Genomic DNA, 15,284 nt, shown 5'->3' on the forward strand with positions numbered 1-15,284 from the left:
GGCCGACCCTAGGTCAGGGGCAGCGGCCCGCTCTTGGAGGAATCGGAACGGCGGACGGCGAGCAGGGCCGTCGGCGCCAGGCCCGTGAGGTCGCGGACCTCGCGAGAGAAGTGGGCCTGGTCGGCGAAGCCCGCCTCGGCGGCGGCGCGCGCGGCGCCCGTGCCGCCCTCGAAGAGCTCCCAGGCGCGCTGGAAGCGCAGGACGCGGGCCGCCTGCTTGGGCGGGATGCCGACGTGGTCGCGGAAGCGGTTGGTGAGGTGGCGGGTGCTGCAGCGCAGCTCGGCGGCGAGCTCGCCCACGCGCAGCCGGCCGTCCGTGGCCTCGAGCCGCGACCAGGCGTGGGCGACGTCGGGCGGTGCGGGACGGCCGTCGAGGATGCGGTCGAGCAGGAAGCGCTGGAGGAGCTCGAGGCGCGCCGTCCACGAGGGCGTGTGGCGCAGGCGGTCGACCAGCCGGGCGGCCTCGCGGCCCAGGACGTCGTCGAGGCGGAAGCTGCCCTCGGCCAGCTCGTGCATCGCGACGCCGCACAGCCGCTGGCAGCCCAGCGGCGTGATGAGCGCCTGCACGCCCTCCTGGATCCCGCCGGGCACGCTGGTGAAGACCGACCCCGTCCCCAGGCCGGCGACGAGGCCGTCCGGGAAGCACCGGTCCTCCGGCGTGGGCGAGCCGGCGACCAGCAGCGGCGCGCCGAGGTTCACCACGAGGACCGTCTGGGCGACCGGCAGCTCGCGCCGGCGCCCCGGCCGGACGGCGGTCTCGACGTAGCCGTAGAGCGCCCGAACGTAGGGGCGCAGCGCCGGATGCGGGACCGCCGTGCTCATGAGCAGCTGCGCGTCCGCCATCCGGTCCTCCCTCCTACGCCGGTTGGGGCTCCGGCTCGGGGGCGTGGTCGGCCGGCCCGGGCACGAGCGCGGCGCCCGCCACCACGAGGGCGAAGGCCAGGAGGCGGACGGCCAGGCCGCCGCTGCCGTCGGGCAGCGGCTCCTCGAAGACGATCGGCCCCGCCGCGATGGTCACGACGTTCGCGGCGGCGCTGGTGAGCGCGATGACGGCGACCGCGGGGCCGATCTGCAGCGACCGGGCGCTCACCACGAGGCCGATGAGCGACAGGACGGTGATGACGAGCGCCTCGGGCGTGAGGAGCACGAGCAGCCACTTCTCGTCGATCATCGGCGTCGCCGCCTTGATGGCGACGTCCGAGCCGCCCCACAGCAGGCCCGCGGAGACCGCCAGGACGGGGCCCGCACGCGGCGTGTCACCGAGGACGAAGCCGGCGCACGCGAAGGCCCCGATGGTCAGCGCGGCGACGTAGAGCCACATCGTCGCGGCGTCGAAGTCGTCGTAGGCGTGGTCGGCGCCGCCCTCGAGCGTCAGGGCGAGGAGCGCGAGGCCGGCGGCCACCAGCGCGACGCCGATCCACTCGCGCCGTCCAGCCGGCAGGCCGAAGACCCGGTCGGCCAGCGGGGTGAGGAGGACCAGGCCGCCGGCGATGACCGCCTGGACGATGCTGATGGGCGCCAGCGCCAGCGCGGCGACGTGGAAGGCCCACGCGCCGATGGCGACGAGGATCCCGAGCGTCCACCACCGGTTGGCGAACAGCGCGACGGTCGAGCGGACCGGGTGGCGCCACTCCACCGCCGGGGCGCCGGCGGCGCCACGCTGCTTGAACAGGAAGCCCAGGAGGGCGACGACCGAGCAGCAGAGCGCGAAGAAGAGGCCGAGGGCGACGGAGGCAGACACGGGGCGCGCCGCAGGCTAGCGACGCGCCCCGAAGGTGCCTGTTGCCGTCCCGCGGCCGGCTAGCCGAGGCGCTGCTCGAGCGCGTCGAACTGCGCCTGCACCTGGGCGGGCAGGTGGTCGCCGAACTTGGCGAGGAACTCGCGGACCTGCGGCAGCTCGTCCTTGACCTGCTGCGGGTCGACGGTGAGCAGCTCGTCGAGCGCCTCGTCGGAGATGCTCAGCCCCTCCAGGTCGAGGTCGTCCTTCTTCGGGACCAGGCCGATCGGGGTCTCGACGGCCTCGCCCTCGCCGTCGCAGCGGCGGAAGACCCACTCCAGGACGCGCGAGTTCTCGCCGAAGCCGGGCCACAGGAACCCGCCCTCGTCGTCCTTGCGGAACCAGTTGACGTAGAAGACCTTCGGGAGCTTGGACGCCTCGGTCTGCTCGCCGATCTTCAGCCAGTGGGCCATGTAGTCGCCCATGTTGTAGCCCGCGAAGGGCAGCTGGGCGAACGGGTCGAAGCGCAGCTGGCCGACCGTGCCGAAGGCGGCGGCGGTCATCTCGGAGCTCATCGTGGCGCCCATGAAGACGCCGTGCTCCCAGTCGAAGGCCTCGCGCACGAGCGGGACGCCGGAGGCGCGGCGGCCGCCGAAGAGGAACGCGTCGATCGGCACGCCGGCCGGGTCCTGCCACTCGTCGGCGATCGACGGGGCCTGGTCGGCGCTGACGGTGAAGCGCGCGTTCGGGTGGGCGGCGGGCTCGTCGGAGGCCGGCGTCCAGTCGCGGCCCTTCCAGTCGATGGCGTGGCCCGGCGCGTCGCTGAGGCCCTCCCACCAGACGTCGCCGTCGTCGGTGAGGGCGCAGTTGGTGAAGATCGTGTTCTCCCGGATCGCCGCGATGGCGTTCGGGTTGGTCTTCTCGCCCGTGCCGGGGGCGACGCCGAAGAAGCCGGCCTCGGGGTTGATGGCGTACAGGCGGCCGTCGTCGCCGAACTTCATCCACGCGATGTCGTCGCCGACAGTCTCGACGGTCCAGCCCTCGAGCGTCGGGATGAGCATGGCGAGGTTGGTCTTGCCGCACGCGCTCGGGAAGGCGCCCGTGACGTACTTGACCTTCCCCTCCGGCGAGGTGAGCTTGAGGATGAGCATGTGCTCGGCCATCCAGCCCTCGTCGCGGGCCATGATCGAGGCGATGCGCAGCGCGAAGCACTTCTTGCCCAGCAGGGCGTTGCCGCCGTAGCCCGAGCCGTAGGACCAGATCTCGCGCGACTCGGTGAAGTGGACGATGTACTTCGTCTCGGCGTTCGTCGGCCACGGCACGTCCTCCTGGCCGGTCTCGAGCGGCGCGCCGATGGAGTGCACGCACGGGACGAACTCCCCGCCGTCGCCGAGGACCTCGAGGGCGCCGGCGCCCATGCGGGTCATGATGCGCATGGAGACGACGACGTAGGGCGAGTCGGTGAGCTGGACGCCGATGTGGCTCTTGTCCGAGCCGAGCGGGCCCATGGAGAACGGGACGACGTACATCGTCCGGCCCTTCATCGCGCCGGTGAAGAGCTCCGTCATCTTCTGGCGCATCTCGTCCGGGTCGGCCCAGTTGTTCGTCGGGCCGGCCTCGTCCTCGGTCGGGGCGCAGATGAACGTGCGGTCCTCGACGCGGGCGACGTCGGACGGGTCCGACCACGCGAGGTAGCTGTTCGGGCGCTTGGCGTCCGAGAGCCTCTTGAAGGTCCCCGCGTCCACGAGCTCCTGGCAGAAGCGGTCGTACTCCTCGGCGGAGCCGTCGCACCAGTGGACGTCCTCGGCCTGGGTCAGTGCTGCGATCTCATCGACCCAGGCCACGAGCTTCTCGTGCTTGGTCGGGACAGTCATCTCGCTCACGTCCGGAGCTCCTCGTTCGCTTGCTCGCAAGAAGGTCGGTGGGGCGGGAAGGTCCGTCTGCGACCCACCGGAGGCCGGGACACTACCCCTTTGGCGTCGACGGGACGCCGACGTCTGGAGGGTGCCCGGCATCGCGCCCGGGCACCCCGTTCCAGCAGGTGTCCGTGCTAGTCGCCGGACGGCGCGGAGGTCGCGTTCGCGTCCGCGTCCGTGGAGCCGTCGGCGCCCTCGAGGCCCGGGTTCTTCTTGGGCACGAGGACCAGGCGCTTGAACTCGGCGACGAGCGTGCCGTCCTGGTTGAGGACCTTCGTGTGGACCTTCACGACGCCGCGGTCGGGCTTGGAGCGCGAGGCCTTCTTCTCGAGCACCTCGGTCTCGACGAACAGGGTGTCGCCGTGGAAGACCGGGTTGGGGTGGCTGAGCTCCTCCGTGGCGAGGTTGGCGATCGCCTTGCCCGAGACGTCGCTGACGCTCATGCCCAGGGCGAGCGAGTAGACCAGCGGACCCACGACGACGTTGCGGCCCTGCTGCGACTTGCCCGCGTACACGTCGTTGATGTGCAGCGGGTGGTGGTTCATGGTGATCAGGCAGAACAGGTGGTCGTCGGCCTCGGTCACCGTCTTGGCGGGCCAGTGCTTGTAGACCGCGCCCTCCTCGAACTCCTCGAAGTAGCGGCCGTACGTGTGGGCGCCGCTCGCCTCGCGCTCGCGCTGGTCGGTCGTGAATCCGTTGTCGCTCATGGGGGGCGAGAGTGTGCCCGACGGGGCCTACACAGGGTGTGGAGCCCTCGTCCGCCCGCCCTGATGACGTCGAGCGGCGACTTGAGGTCGCCAGGCGATCTCAAGTCGCCGGTCGACCTGACGACCACGCCGTGGCGGCGCTTGCGGCCAGGCAGCAGGGGCGCGTCACCTGGCCACAGCTGCTCACTCGTGGCTTCACCCCGGCCATGGTCCAGCGTCGCGTGCGCGCCGGGCTCCTCCATCCGCGCGGCCGCGGGGTCTACGCGGTGGGTCACCCGGCGACGTGGCGGGAGGCCCTGTTCATGGAGGCCGTCCTCGGAGCGGGGGCGGCCACGCGCCTGAGCCACAACTTCGCGTGCGAGCACCTGGGGCTGCTGCCGTTCCAGGCCGGCCCACCGCATGTGCTCAGCGAGGTCGATGGCCCGTCGGTCCGCCGCGAGTTCATCCGTCACCGCTCAGCGACCTTGCGACCTCAGGACACGATCGTCGTGCGAGGCGTGCCCTGCACCAGCGTGGCGCGGTCGCTGGTCGATCTCGCGTCGTTCGGCGACGTCGCGATGCTGGAGAAGGCCTTCGACCGCGCGCAGCTGCGTCGCGTCCTTCGCATCGAGGAGGTCGAGTCGGTGCTCGCCGCCACCACGCGACCGCGCGGCGCGGTCGCCCTGCGCAGGCTGCTGGCGCTCCATGGTGCGTGCCCCCTGACGCGCTCGGAGCTCGAGCGGCGGTTCCTGCAGGTCATCCGAAGAGCGCGACTGCCCGAGCCGCTCGTGAACCTCGCTGTCCGTCTCGAGGGGCGCAAGGTCGTCCCCGACTTCCGCTGGCCGCGCCACAGCCTGGTGGTGGAGGTGGACGGCGCGAAGTGGCACGAGGGACCGGTGCGGTCGCGTGCCGATCGCCGGCGCGACCGGCGCCTCTACCTCCTGCAGGGCTGGACCGTCCTCCGCTACGGCTGGGAGGAGGTCGTCGGTGAGGGCGCGTTGGTGGCAAGCGAAGTCGAGCGGGGACTTGAGGTCGCCGGGCGACCTCAAGTCGCCGCTCGACGCGCGATGTAGGTTCCCGCCCGTGGAGCACGCCGCCGACCTCCGCGCCACCGACGCCGACCGCGCGGCCGTGGTCGAGGCGCTGCGGGACGCCGGCGCGGACGGGCGGCTGGACGTCGACGAGCTCGAGGAGCGCGTCGGGCAGGCGCACGGCGCGAAGACGCACGGGGAGCTCGCGGCGCTGACCGCCGACCTCGGCGGCCACGCGCTGCCCGCGGCCGTCGGGGCCGCCTCGGGCCCACTCCCGGCGACGACCGGGCCGCGCCGCGAGCTCGCGGTCCTCGGCGACGTCGTGGTCGACCTGCGCGCGTCGCGCGAGCCGGTGCTGGAGCTCAAGGCCACGGCGATCCTCGGCGACGTCACCGTGCTGGTGCCGCCGGGGTCGCAGGTCGAGCTCGTCGGCGGCGCGGCGGTCCTGGGAGACCGCAAGGTCGACGTGGAGCCCGCGGCGCAGCCCGGCCCGAGGGTCCGCGTGCACGCGCTGGCGATCCTCGGCGACGTCCGGATCCGCACGACCACCCGCGGCAAGGCCGGGTGGTGGCGCCGGCATCTGGGCGGCCACGGGGCCCGGCATCTGCCGGAGCCGCCGGCGCCACCGCCCCCTCCCCCGCCCTCCCCGCACCGCTAGGCGGGCCGGCGGCAGCCACGCGGCCGACCACCACGTCCGACCGCTAGCGTCCTGCCCCTATGCGCAGCCCTCGGGACTTCTTCAAGCCGCTGTGCGTCGGCGCCCCGGATCCGGTCACCGAGATCCCGTTCCCGCCGTCGCGGATGATCCACTTCTTCGACGCCTCGAACGAGAAGATGGTGGCCAAGCTGCCCGACACGATCGCCAAGGCGGACATCGTGCTGGGCAACCTCGAGGACGCGGTGCCGGTCGACCGCAAGGAGGCCGCGCGCGAGGGCCTGGTGAAGGTCGGCAAGACCGTCGACCTCGGCGAGACGCAGCTGTGGACGCGCGTCAACGCGCTCGACAGCCCGTGGGTCCTGGACGACCTCACGACGCTCGTCTCCGAGATCGGCGACAAGCTCAGCGTGATCATGGTCCCGAAGGTCGAGGGCCCGTGGGACATCCACTACGTCGACCGCCTCCTGGCGCAGCTCGAGTCGCGCGCCGGCCTCAAGAAGCCGCTCCTGGTCCACGCGATCCTCGAGACGGCGCAGGGCGTCGCCCACGTCGAGGAGATCGCCGCCGCCTCCCCGCGCATGCAGGGCATGAGCTTCGGCCCGGCGGACCTCGCCGCCTCCCGGCGCATGAAGACCACCCGCGTCGGCGGCGGCCACCCCGGCTACGTCTCGATCTCCGACCCGGAGCTCGACGCCGAGGGCAAGATCGTCGAGGGCCAGACCCGCGCGACCGCCCAGCAGGACCCGTGGCACTACTCCATCGCGCGCATGGTCGACGCCTGCACGATGAACGGGATCCTCCCCTTCTACGGCCCGTTCGGCGACATCAAGGACGTCGCCGCGTGCGAGGCGCAGTTCCGCGCCGCCTTCCTGCTGGGCTGCGTCGGCGCCTGGTCGCTGCACCCGGTGCAGATCGACATCGCCAAGAAGGTCTTCTCGCCCGACCCCGACGAGGTGAAGTTCGCCAAGAAGGTCATCGAGGCGATCCCGGACGGCCGGGGCGTCCACATGATCGACGGCAAGATGCAGGACGACGCGACCTGGAAGCAGTGCAAGGTCATGGTCGACCTCGCCGAGCAGCTCGCCCAGAAGGACCCGGAGCTGGCCGAGGCCTACGGCTTCGAGCCCGCCGCCGCCTAGACGCCATGCTCGCGGCCGACCTCCCGCCGGCGCTCCCCCAGGGGCGCTCGGTGGAGGGCCGGCCGCTGCGCGCCCACTGCCGCGGAGCGACCACCGCGCCCCGGCGCCTGCTCGTCGTCGCCGCCGTCCACGGCGACGAGCCGGGCACCCAGGCCGTGACCCGCGCCCTCCGGCGCCGCACCCCGCCCGCCGGCCTGCGCGTGTGCGTCGTCCCCGCGCTCAACCCGGACGGCCTCCGGGACCGCCGCCGCACGAACGCCCGCGGGGTCGACCTCAACCGCAACTTCCCCTCCGCGGACTGGCGGACCGGCCCGCGAGGCCGCTACTTCCCGGGGCGCGGCGCCGCCAGCGAGCCCGAGACCCGCTGGGCCATGCGGCTGGTCGACGCCTACCGGCCCACCCTCACCGCCTACGTCCACCAGCCCTACGGCATCGTCGTCGACACGCCCACCGCGCCCCGTCGCCTGCTCCGGACCTACACCGCCCGCGTCGGCCTCCCGCTGCGTCGCCTCGGCCGCCTGCGCGGCACCGCCGTCGCCTGGCAGCGCCGCAACGCCTTCGTCGTCGAGCTGCCGGCCACCGCTCCCCTGCGCGCCGCCCGTCACGCCGCGGCGCTGCTCGACGCCGCCCGCGGGTAGGGTTCCGCGCCGCCATGAGCTTCACCACGCCGCCGAAGGACAGGGTCGCCTAGATGCGCTTCTTCGAGTACGAGGCACGCGAGATCGTCAAGCGCGCCGGCATCCCCGTCACCGACTACGGGTTCACCACGGACGCCGACGAGGCCGCCCAGATCGCCGAGCGCATCGGCGGTCCCACGGTCATCAAGTCGCAGGTCCTGACGGGCGGCCGCATGAAGGCCGGGGGCGTGAAGTTCGCCGACACGCCCGGCGAGGCCAAGCAGCACGCGGCCGACATCCTCCAGCTCGAGATCAACGGGCACATGCCGCGCGGCGTGCTCGTCGACCCGAAGGCCGAGGTCGACCAGGAGTTCTACGCCGGCGTCGTCTGGGACGGCATCCGCAAGAAGCCGGTGATCATCTTCTCGCCGGTCGGCGGCATCGACATCGAGCAGGTCGCCGAGGAGCAGCCCGACAAGGTCGGCCGCCGGCACTTCTCGAACATCCTGCCCTTCGGCGACTTCGAGGCCAAGGAGGTCATCGCCTCCACCGGCGTGACCGGCAAGGACCTCCAGCGACTGGTCCCCATCGTCACGAAGCTCGCGAAGCTCTTCGTCGAGAACGACATGACGCTGGCCGAGATCAACCCGCTCGGCAAGCTCAAGGACGGGTCGTTCGTGGCGCTCGACGCGCACATGGACATGGAGAACGAGGCCCGCGGCCGCCACAAGCAGCTGCTCAAGGACCTCGGCGTCGGCGACGAGGAGACGCGCGAGGCCCGCGAGGCCACGCCGTTCGAGCTCGCCGGCGAGGAGGTCGATGCCATGGACCACCGCGGCGTGGCCGGCAACGTCACCGAGTTCGACGGCGACCTCGGCCTGGTCATCGGCGCCGGCGGCGGCTCGCTCACCCTCTTCGACGCGGTCCGCAAGTACGGCGGCAAGCCCGCCAACTACTGCGAGATCGGCGGCAACCCGTCGGTCAAGAAGGCCAAGGGCCTGGCCAAGCTCGTGCTCCAGAAGCCGGGCGTGGACAAGATCGCCGTGATGATGTCCATCGTCTCCAACACCCGGGTGGACATCGTGGCCCGCGGCGTCATCGCCGCCTGCCTCGAGCTCGGGATGGACCCGGCGGAGAAGATCTCGATCTTCCGCATCCCGGGCGCCTGGGAGGAGGAGGGCTTCAAGATCCTCGACCACTACGGCGTGCGCTACGCCGACCGGACCGTGTCCATGCACGAGGCGGCCAAGATGGCCGTGGAGGCGTAGCCATGTCGATCCTCGTCGACGAGACCACCACCTTCATCGTCCAGGGCATCACCGGGCGCGAGGCCGTCAACCTCACGCGCGAGTGCCTGGACTACGGCGCCGGCGCGAAGGTCGTCGGCGGCGTCACGCCGGGCCGCCTGGGCCGCGAGGTCCACGGCGTGCCGGTGTTCGACACGGTCCAGCAGGCCGTCCAGCACCACGGCGCGCCGATCGACGGCTCCGTCGTGACCGTGCCGCCGGCCTTCACCAAGGACGCCGTCTTCGAGGCCATCGAGAACGGCATCAAGACGATCGTCATCGTCACGGAGCGCATCCCGCGCCGCGACGTCGCCGAGATGGTCGAGCTCGCGCAGCTGCGCGGCGCGCGCATCATCGGCCCCAACTGCCTCGGGATCATCGTCCCGGACGTCATCAAGATGGGCGGCATCGGCGGCCCCGCCAAGGACGCCGCCAAGGCGTACACCCCGGGCCCCATCGGCGTCATCTCCCGCTCCGGCGGCATGACGACCGAGATGAGCTCCACGCTCACCGCCGCGGGCCTGGGCCAGTCGACCGCCGTCTCCATCGGCGGCGACGCGATCATCGGCTCGACCTACGCCGAGCTCATGCCGCTCTTCGAGGCCGACGAGCAGACCAAGGGCATCGTCATCTACACCGAGCCGGGCGGCCGCATGGAGGCCGAGCTGGCCCGCTGGGTGACCGAGCACGACAGCCGCCTGCCGATCGTCGCCTTCATGGCGGGCCGCTTCATGGACGAGATGCCGGGCATGTCCTTCGGGCACGCCGGCACGATCGTCGAGGGCAAGGAGGACACGGCCTCCGAGAAGATCGCCCGCCTCGCCGAGGCCGGCATCACCGTGGCGGAGGAGATCTCCGAGATCCCGAAGATCATGCAGTCGAAGCTCGCCGAGCGAGGGGTGACGGTCTAAGTGCGCAAGGACGGGACGTTCATCGGCATCGAGGTCTCCGACGAGGTCGTCGGCGACACGGCGCTGGCCGCCAAGCTCGAGGAGGTCTGCCCGGTCGACATCTACGCCGAGGCCGGCGGGAAGGTCGACGTCGTCGAGCAGAACATCGACGAGTGCGTGCTCTGCCGCCTGTGCCTGGACGCGTCGCCCGCGGGCACCGTGCGCGTCCTCAAGCTGTACGACGGCGGCGCGGAGCTCTAGCCCGGCCTCGTGCCGGAGCTGCCTGAGGTCGAGGCGGCGCGCGCCCTCATCGACGCGCGCGCCCTCGGCCGGCAGATCACCGCGGTCGACGACGCCGACACGTACGTCTGCCGCCCCCACGCCCCCGGCGAGCTCGCCGCGGCGCTCACCGGCCGCACGCTCACCGCGGCCAAGCGCATCGGCAAGTCGATGTGGTGCGAGACCGACGGCGGCGTGCGCCTGGGCCTGCACCTCGGCATGGCCGGGCGGATCCTCGTCGACGGGTCCTCGGCGGGCGACCCGGTCGGCCCGGGGGAGGACGACCGCGCCCACGTCGACCCGCGCCTGACCGAGCACCCCGAGTGGGGGCGCTTCACGCTGGACTTCGCCGACGGCGGGCACCTCGTGCTCTTCGACAAGCGCCGCCTGGGCCGGGCGGTGCTCGACCCGGACCTGTCGCACCTCGGCCCCGACGCGGCGCTCGTCGGCAAGGACGAGTTCCGGGCGCGCGTCGGGCGCGGCGACGCGCCGCTGAAGGCGCGGATCATGGACCAGTCGGTCATCGCCGGCGTGGGCAACCTCCTCGCCGACGAGGCGCTGTGGCGGGCCAGGCTCTCGCCGAACGTCGCCGCGGGCAGCCTGAGCGAGGAGGAGCTCGACCTCCTGCGCCGCGAGATCCGCGCGACGACCCGCTCGGCCCTGAAGAAGGGCGGCGTGCACACGGGGCGGCTCATCCCCCACCGCGAGCGCGGCGGCACGTGCCCGCGCTGTGGTGCGACCCTCGGTCGCGCTTCCGTCGGGGGACGAACCACCTACTGGTGCACTGCGGAGCAGCAGGACTGATCAGGGTTCACTGAGGGCACCAACCGGCGGGCATGGACGCCGCGCCGCCCCCGGCCGACCCACCCCTGACGCCGGCGCGGAGGATCGTCCGCGGGCTGGCGGCGCTGGACTCCACGACCGAGGCGCGCCTGGCCGGCCGGGTCAACGTCACCATGTTCCTCGGCGGTGGGCTGGCCGGGATCGGGCTCGTGGTGCTCGGCGACATCCGCCACCAGGGGGTCCTGCTCGCCGTCGCGGCGATCGCGATCGGCTGGGCGCTGCTGGCCGCGCTGGTGCCGGGGGTCCGCCGCTCGCCCCGGGGCCTCACGACGTCGTCCACCCTGGGCCTCGCGCTCATCGCCGCCGGCTACGTCGGCACGGAGGGCGACGCGGTCGCGCTCCTGCCGCTGCTGTGGTTCGTGGTCGTCTTCTCCGCCGTCTTCTACCCCTGGCGGCGCGCGGCGGTCTTCATCGCCGGAGCGGCCGCGGTCGACCTCTCGGTCGCCGCGCTCGAGCCGGCCTACGACCAGCAGCTGAGCACCGCGGCCATCCGCGCCGGGACGTACGTCGTGGTCGGCGCCCTCGCCATCCTCTCCCGCCACGTCCTCCTGCACCTGCGCGACGCCCAGCAGCGCCACGGCGCCGAGCAGGCGGCGCTGCGCCGGGTCGCCACGGCGGTCGCCGCCGGCTCACCGCCCAAGGCGATCTTCACGCTCGTGGCCGCGGAGGTCGCGGGGATCCTCCACGCCGACGCCTGCGGCGTCATGCGCTTCCGCGACGAGGACCACGCCGAGGTCGTCGGCGCGTGGAACCGGCCGGGCGTCGGCTTCTACGCCGCGGGGACGGTCTTCCGGACGAGCGCCAGCGCCACGATGGGCGAGGTCCGCCGGACCGGCCTGCCGGCCCGCGCCGACCGCGCCGGCGACCCCGAGGTGCCGGGCATGGACCCGCGCAGCCGGGCCGCGAGCGCCCCCGTCCTCGTCGCCGAGCGCTGCTGGGGCGCGCTGGGCATCACGTCCGTGGCGCCCGAGGGCCTGCCGGCCGGCGCCGAGCACCGCCTCGCCGAGTTCGCCGCCCTCATCGCCACGGCGATCATCAACGCCGACGACCGCCAGCGGCTGCTCGAGCTCGCCGCGACCGACGTCCTCACCGGCCTGCCCAACCGCGCGGCCCTCGCCGACCGCCTCGAGAGCGAGGCCGCCCGCGCCGGCCGCCACCGCCGCGCCCTGTCCCTCGTCCTCGTGGACGTCGACCGCTTCGCGTCGGTCGTCGACCGCGTCGGCTCCGACGCGGCTGACGAGGTCCTGGCGCAGGTCGCGCGGATCCTCCAGGGCAAGGCCCGCGCCGAGGACTTCGTCGCCCGCCACGGCGGCGACGTCTTCGCCTTCCTGCTGCCCGAGACGACCGCCGAGCAGGCCTACGGGGTCGCCGAGCGCATCCGCCGCCGGCTGGGCGCCGAGCAGTTCGACGGCGGCCTGCGGATCACGGCGACGGTCGGCCTCGCGGACCTCGCCTCCTCGCCCTCCGTCGACCTGCTGGTGCGCGACGCGCAGCGCGCGCTGTACTGGGGCAAGTCCCACGGCCGCGACATCGCCTGGCGCTACGACCCCACGGTCGTCGGCGAGCTCGACGCCGCCGAGCGCCAGGTCGGTGTCGAGCACGAGGCGGCGATCGCCGGCCTGCGCGCCCTCGCCCGGGCGGTGGACGCGAAGGACTCGGCGACCCGCGAGCACGCCGAGCGCGTGGCGGCCATGGCCACGCGCCTGGCCGCGGCGCGGGGCTGGCCCGAGCGCCGGCAGGCGCTGCTGCGCGAGGCGGCCGTCGTCCACGACGTCGGCAAGATCGGCATCCCGGACGCGATCCTCCTCAAGCCCTCGCGGCTGACCGACAGCGAGTTCGAGGTCGTCAAGACCCACGCCGAGCTCGGCGCGCGGATCGTCGGCGACGTGCTGAGCCCCGAGCAGGTCGAGTGGATCCGCCGCCACCACGAGCGCCCGGACGGCCGCGGCTACCCCGCCGGCCTCACCGGCGACGAGATGGAGGAGGGCTGCGGCCTGCTCGCGCTCGCCGACGCCTGGGACGCGATGACCGCACCGCGCTCGTACTCCCCGCCGATGCCCGTCGACCTGGCGCTGCAGGAGATCCGCGCGCTGCGCGGCCAGCAGTTCACCGCCGAGGCGGTGGAGGCGCTCGAGGCCCTCGCCGAGGCGGGCGAGCTGCCGCTGGACCAGCCTGCGGGCTACAACCCGGCGCGGTAGCGGCGCATCACGCTCGCGGGGAAGTCGGCGTGCGTCTGGGTGCGCAGCCGCGCGACGCGCTCGCGGTGGTACGGGCTCGAGCGCGACTCGCGGTGGCCGATGACGTCCCGGGTCCTGATCGAGAAGCGCGCCTGCAGCCAGCGGGTCAGCGCCTGCGAGGCGCGCAGCATCCGCCGGTTGCCCATGACCGCCGCCTCGGAGGTCCCGACGTGCTCGATGCCGATCGCCGTCCAGTTCAGGCCGACGGTGTGGCGGCACATGAGCCCGAGCGGGACGAGCTGGTGGATGCGCCCGGCGGGGTCGATGACGAAGTGCGCGCAGGTCCCGGGCCGCTCCCCCAGCTCGGGATCGGGCCGGTTGGGCGCGAAGGTGTTCCACGTCGCCCGGTAGGACGAGTTCGCCGTGAGGTGCTCCACGACGACCTTCGGCGCACGCAGGCGCGCCGTGCGGATGCCGTAGTGGCGGATGGCGTAGGCGCGCATGTCGGCCTTGCGCCGGGCGTCGTAGGGGATCGCGTCCCAGTGGATGGCCGGACGCACCGCCGCCGGGGGCTGCTGGAGGGCGACCGCGTCGATCACCGGGCCTCCGCGGCCGGCAGGACGCCGTCGGGGTGGCGGCGCAGGACGGCCTCGGTGGCGGTCACCACCGCCGGGTCGAACTGCGTCCCCGCGCACGCGCGCAGCTCAGCCAGCGCGACCTCGGTGCTGCGCGCGCGACGGTAGGGCCGGTCGGTCGTCATGGCGTTGAACGCGTCGGCCACGCAGACGACGCGCGCGGCGAGCGGGATCGCGTCCCCCATGAGCCCGTCGGGGTAGCCGCCCCCGTCCCAGCGCTCGTGCGAGCCGCGCACGACGACGCCGACCTCCTGCAGGACCCCGCCGACCCGGTCGAGCATCCGCTGGCCCTCGACGGTGTGGGTGCGCATGATCGCCCACTCCTCGTCGTCCAGGGCGCCGGGCTTGTTGACGATCTCCTTGGGGATCGCGAGCTTGCCGACGTCGTGCATGAGCGCGCCGAGCTCGACGAGCCGACGCTCGTGCGCGCCGACGCGCAGCTCGTCGGCCACGGCCAGCGACAGCGCGACGACGCCGCGGGAGTGCTCGCCCGTGTAGGCGTCGTCCTCCTCGATGACGTCGCCGAGCAGCAGCGCGGTGCCGCGGTAGGCGTTGGACAGCTCGACGGCCTGTGCCATCCGCGCGTCGCGCTCGGAGGCCAGGCGGCGCAGGAGCGCGGCGACCGGCAGGGCGACGAGGAACGCCCACTCGTGCTGCATCGCGGCGAGCAGGCCGATCGGCGAGAGGGCGAGGTCGACCCACCAGACGTCGGACATGAGCCGCAGCTGCTCGCGCGCCGGCACCTCGAGGCGCATCGCGTTCTGCCAGGCCGCCGCCAGGAAGTCGACGCCGACCTGCGCGGCCAGCGCGGCCGCGTAGAGCGGCCAGTCCGACCACGCCGGCTCGGGCGCGCCGGCGAGCACGAGGACCAGGGCCGGCCCGAGCGCGTACGTCGCGTCGCTGAGGCTGAGCAGCGCCCGCTCGGGGTGGCGCTCCCCGCGGACGTGGCGCGGCACCTGCCCGAGGACGGCGCCGAGCGCGACGACGAGCGGCACGACGGCGGGCGGCAGGACGAACAGCGCCGGCACCAGCGCGAGCTGCGTGGGCACCGCGAAGCCGTGGCCGACGGGCAGCAGGACCTGGTGCAGGAGGGCGATCGCCGCCACCAGCGCTGCCGCGAGGCCGAGGTCGAGGTCGCGCTGGCCGCCCTCGGCGACCGCCAGCGCGACCGCGAGCACGAGGAACGCCGCGGCGGCCAGCAGCTGGACGCGCAGCTCCCGCGCGTGCACGGCCGCACGCTCCCGCCTGGTCGCCTCCTCGAACAGCAGCTCGTCGGCGTGGTTCAGGGACGACCCCGACACCAGGAGGACCCTACCGGGGTCGTTCTGCGTCCAAGCACCGCAGAACGGCCGGTGTCGGCGGGTGAACGGCGCCGTACGGTCCTCCCTCGTCTGACACGCCCACCCTGCCG

The 15,284-nt window shown here is 73.5% G+C and carries 15 protein-coding genes; 9 read left to right on the forward strand and 6 right to left on the reverse strand.

The window, feature by feature from the left end; genetic code table 11:
- Nucleotides 1-8: 8 nt before the first annotated feature.
- The 4 genes from JUB12_RS07395 to JUB12_RS07410 all read right to left on the reverse strand — a co-directional run bounded on the left by JUB12_RS07395 (nucleotide 9) and on the right by JUB12_RS07410 (nucleotide 4,339).
- The gene (locus JUB12_RS07395) at nucleotides 9-842 is read right to left on the reverse strand and encodes an AraC family transcriptional regulator (RefSeq protein ID WP_205698975.1); all 834 of its coding nucleotides are present in this window, start codon (nucleotides 840-842) and stop codon (nucleotides 9-11) included.
- 13 nt (nucleotides 843-855) lie between these two features.
- A complete protein-coding gene (locus tag JUB12_RS07400) occupies nucleotides 856-1,740 on the reverse strand; it encodes a hypothetical protein (protein ID WP_205698976.1) in 885 nt (294 codons plus the stop codon).
- 59 nt (nucleotides 1,741-1,799) lie between these two features.
- Entirely contained in the window at nucleotides 1,800-3,590 is a 1,791-nt protein-coding gene (locus JUB12_RS07405; RefSeq protein ID WP_241004512.1) for a phosphoenolpyruvate carboxykinase (GTP), read from the reverse strand.
- A gap of 176 nt (nucleotides 3,591-3,766) precedes the next feature.
- A complete protein-coding gene (locus JUB12_RS07410; protein WP_205698978.1) occupies nucleotides 3,767-4,339 on the reverse strand; it encodes a MaoC family dehydratase in 573 nt (190 codons plus the stop codon).
- 38 nt (nucleotides 4,340-4,377) lie between these two features.
- Here JUB12_RS07410 and JUB12_RS07415 point away from each other — a divergent pair, with 38 nt between their 5' ends.
- The 9 genes from JUB12_RS07415 to JUB12_RS07455 are packed head-to-tail and all read left to right on the forward strand — an operon-like array spanning nucleotide 4,378 to nucleotide 13,259.
- On the forward strand, nucleotides 4,378-5,391 hold the full coding sequence (locus tag JUB12_RS07415) for a type IV toxin-antitoxin system AbiEi family antitoxin domain-containing protein (protein WP_205698979.1): 1,014 nt from the start codon (nucleotides 4,378-4,380) through the stop codon (nucleotides 5,389-5,391).
- A gap of 10 nt (nucleotides 5,392-5,401) precedes the next feature.
- Nucleotides 5,402-6,007 carry a DUF1707 domain-containing protein gene (locus JUB12_RS07420; RefSeq protein ID WP_205698980.1) on the forward strand — a complete coding sequence of 202 codons (606 nt, stop codon included), beginning with the start codon at nucleotides 5,402-5,404 and terminating at the stop codon, nucleotides 6,005-6,007.
- Nucleotides 6,008-6,066: 59 nt separating this feature from the next.
- Entirely contained in the window at nucleotides 6,067-7,146 is a 1,080-nt protein-coding gene (locus JUB12_RS07425; RefSeq protein ID WP_205698981.1) for a CoA ester lyase, read from the forward strand.
- 5 nt (nucleotides 7,147-7,151) lie between these two features.
- Complete coding sequence (locus tag JUB12_RS07430) at nucleotides 7,152-7,784, forward strand: DUF2817 domain-containing protein (protein ID WP_205698982.1); 633 nt, start codon at nucleotides 7,152-7,154, stop codon at nucleotides 7,782-7,784.
- Between the two features lie 53 nt (nucleotides 7,785-7,837).
- Nucleotides 7,838-9,031 carry an ATP-grasp domain-containing protein gene (locus JUB12_RS07435; protein WP_205698983.1) on the forward strand — a complete coding sequence of 398 codons (1,194 nt, stop codon included), beginning with the start codon at nucleotides 7,838-7,840 and terminating at the stop codon, nucleotides 9,029-9,031.
- A gap of 2 nt (nucleotides 9,032-9,033) precedes the next feature.
- Nucleotides 9,034-9,960, forward strand: a complete 927-nt coding sequence (locus tag JUB12_RS07440; protein ID WP_205698984.1) for a CoA-binding protein — start codon at nucleotides 9,034-9,036, stop codon at nucleotides 9,958-9,960.
- Complete coding sequence (locus tag JUB12_RS07445; protein ID WP_205698985.1) at nucleotides 9,961-10,200, forward strand: hypothetical protein; 240 nt, start codon at nucleotides 9,961-9,963, stop codon at nucleotides 10,198-10,200.
- A 9-nt stretch (nucleotides 10,201-10,209) separates the two neighbouring features.
- A complete protein-coding gene (locus JUB12_RS07450; RefSeq protein ID WP_205698986.1) occupies nucleotides 10,210-11,022 on the forward strand; it encodes an Fpg/Nei family DNA glycosylase in 813 nt (270 codons plus the stop codon).
- Between the two features lie 32 nt (nucleotides 11,023-11,054).
- Nucleotides 11,055-13,259 carry a diguanylate cyclase gene (locus JUB12_RS07455; RefSeq protein ID WP_205698987.1) on the forward strand — a complete coding sequence of 735 codons (2,205 nt, stop codon included), beginning with the start codon at nucleotides 11,055-11,057 and terminating at the stop codon, nucleotides 13,257-13,259.
- Here the strand turns inward: JUB12_RS07455 and JUB12_RS07460 are convergent.
- Together JUB12_RS07460 and JUB12_RS07465 are read right to left on the reverse strand one after the other, a co-directional pair.
- Entirely contained in the window at nucleotides 13,241-13,837 is a 597-nt protein-coding gene (locus JUB12_RS07460) for a peptidoglycan recognition family protein (protein ID WP_205698988.1), read from the reverse strand. The two genes, JUB12_RS07455 and JUB12_RS07460, sit on opposite strands and share 19 nt — an antisense overlap.
- Nucleotides 13,834-15,174: an HD-GYP domain-containing protein gene (locus JUB12_RS07465; protein WP_205698989.1), complete on the reverse strand. Its 1,341-nt coding sequence runs from the start codon at nucleotides 15,172-15,174 to the stop codon at nucleotides 13,834-13,836. The genes JUB12_RS07460 and JUB12_RS07465 overlap by 4 nt, the downstream gene beginning before the upstream one ends.
- Between the last annotated feature and the right edge of the window lie 110 nt (nucleotides 15,175-15,284).

It is taken from the genome of Conexibacter sp. SYSU D00693 (genome assembly GCF_017084525.1).
Lineage (GTDB): Bacteria > Actinomycetota > Thermoleophilia > Solirubrobacterales > Solirubrobacteraceae > Baekduia.

Bases quoted from the DNA above. Each gene is read 5' to 3' on its own strand.
- JUB12_RS07430 (WP_205698982.1), top strand. From the start codon at position 7,152: ATGCTCGCGGCCGACCTCCCGCCGGCGCTCCCCCAGGGGCGCTCGGTG.
- JUB12_RS07435 (WP_205698983.1), top strand. From the start codon at position 7,838: ATGCGCTTCTTCGAGTACGAGGCACGCGAGATCGTCAAGCGCGCCGGC.
- JUB12_RS07455 (WP_205698987.1), top strand. From the start codon at position 11,055: ATGGACGCCGCGCCGCCCCCGGCCGACCCACCCCTGACGCCGGCGCGG.
- JUB12_RS07395 (WP_205698975.1), bottom strand. From the start codon at position 842: ATGGCGGACGCGCAGCTGCTCATGAGCACGGCGGTCCCGCATCCGGCG.
- JUB12_RS07425 (WP_205698981.1), top strand. From the start codon at position 6,067: ATGCGCAGCCCTCGGGACTTCTTCAAGCCGCTGTGCGTCGGCGCCCCG.
- JUB12_RS07410 (WP_205698978.1), bottom strand. From the start codon at position 4,339: ATGAGCGACAACGGATTCACGACCGACCAGCGCGAGCGCGAGGCGAGC.
- JUB12_RS07440 (WP_205698984.1), top strand. From the start codon at position 9,034: ATGTCGATCCTCGTCGACGAGACCACCACCTTCATCGTCCAGGGCATC.
- JUB12_RS07405 (WP_241004512.1), bottom strand. From the start codon at position 3,590: ATGACTGTCCCGACCAAGCACGAGAAGCTCGTGGCCTGGGTCGATGAG.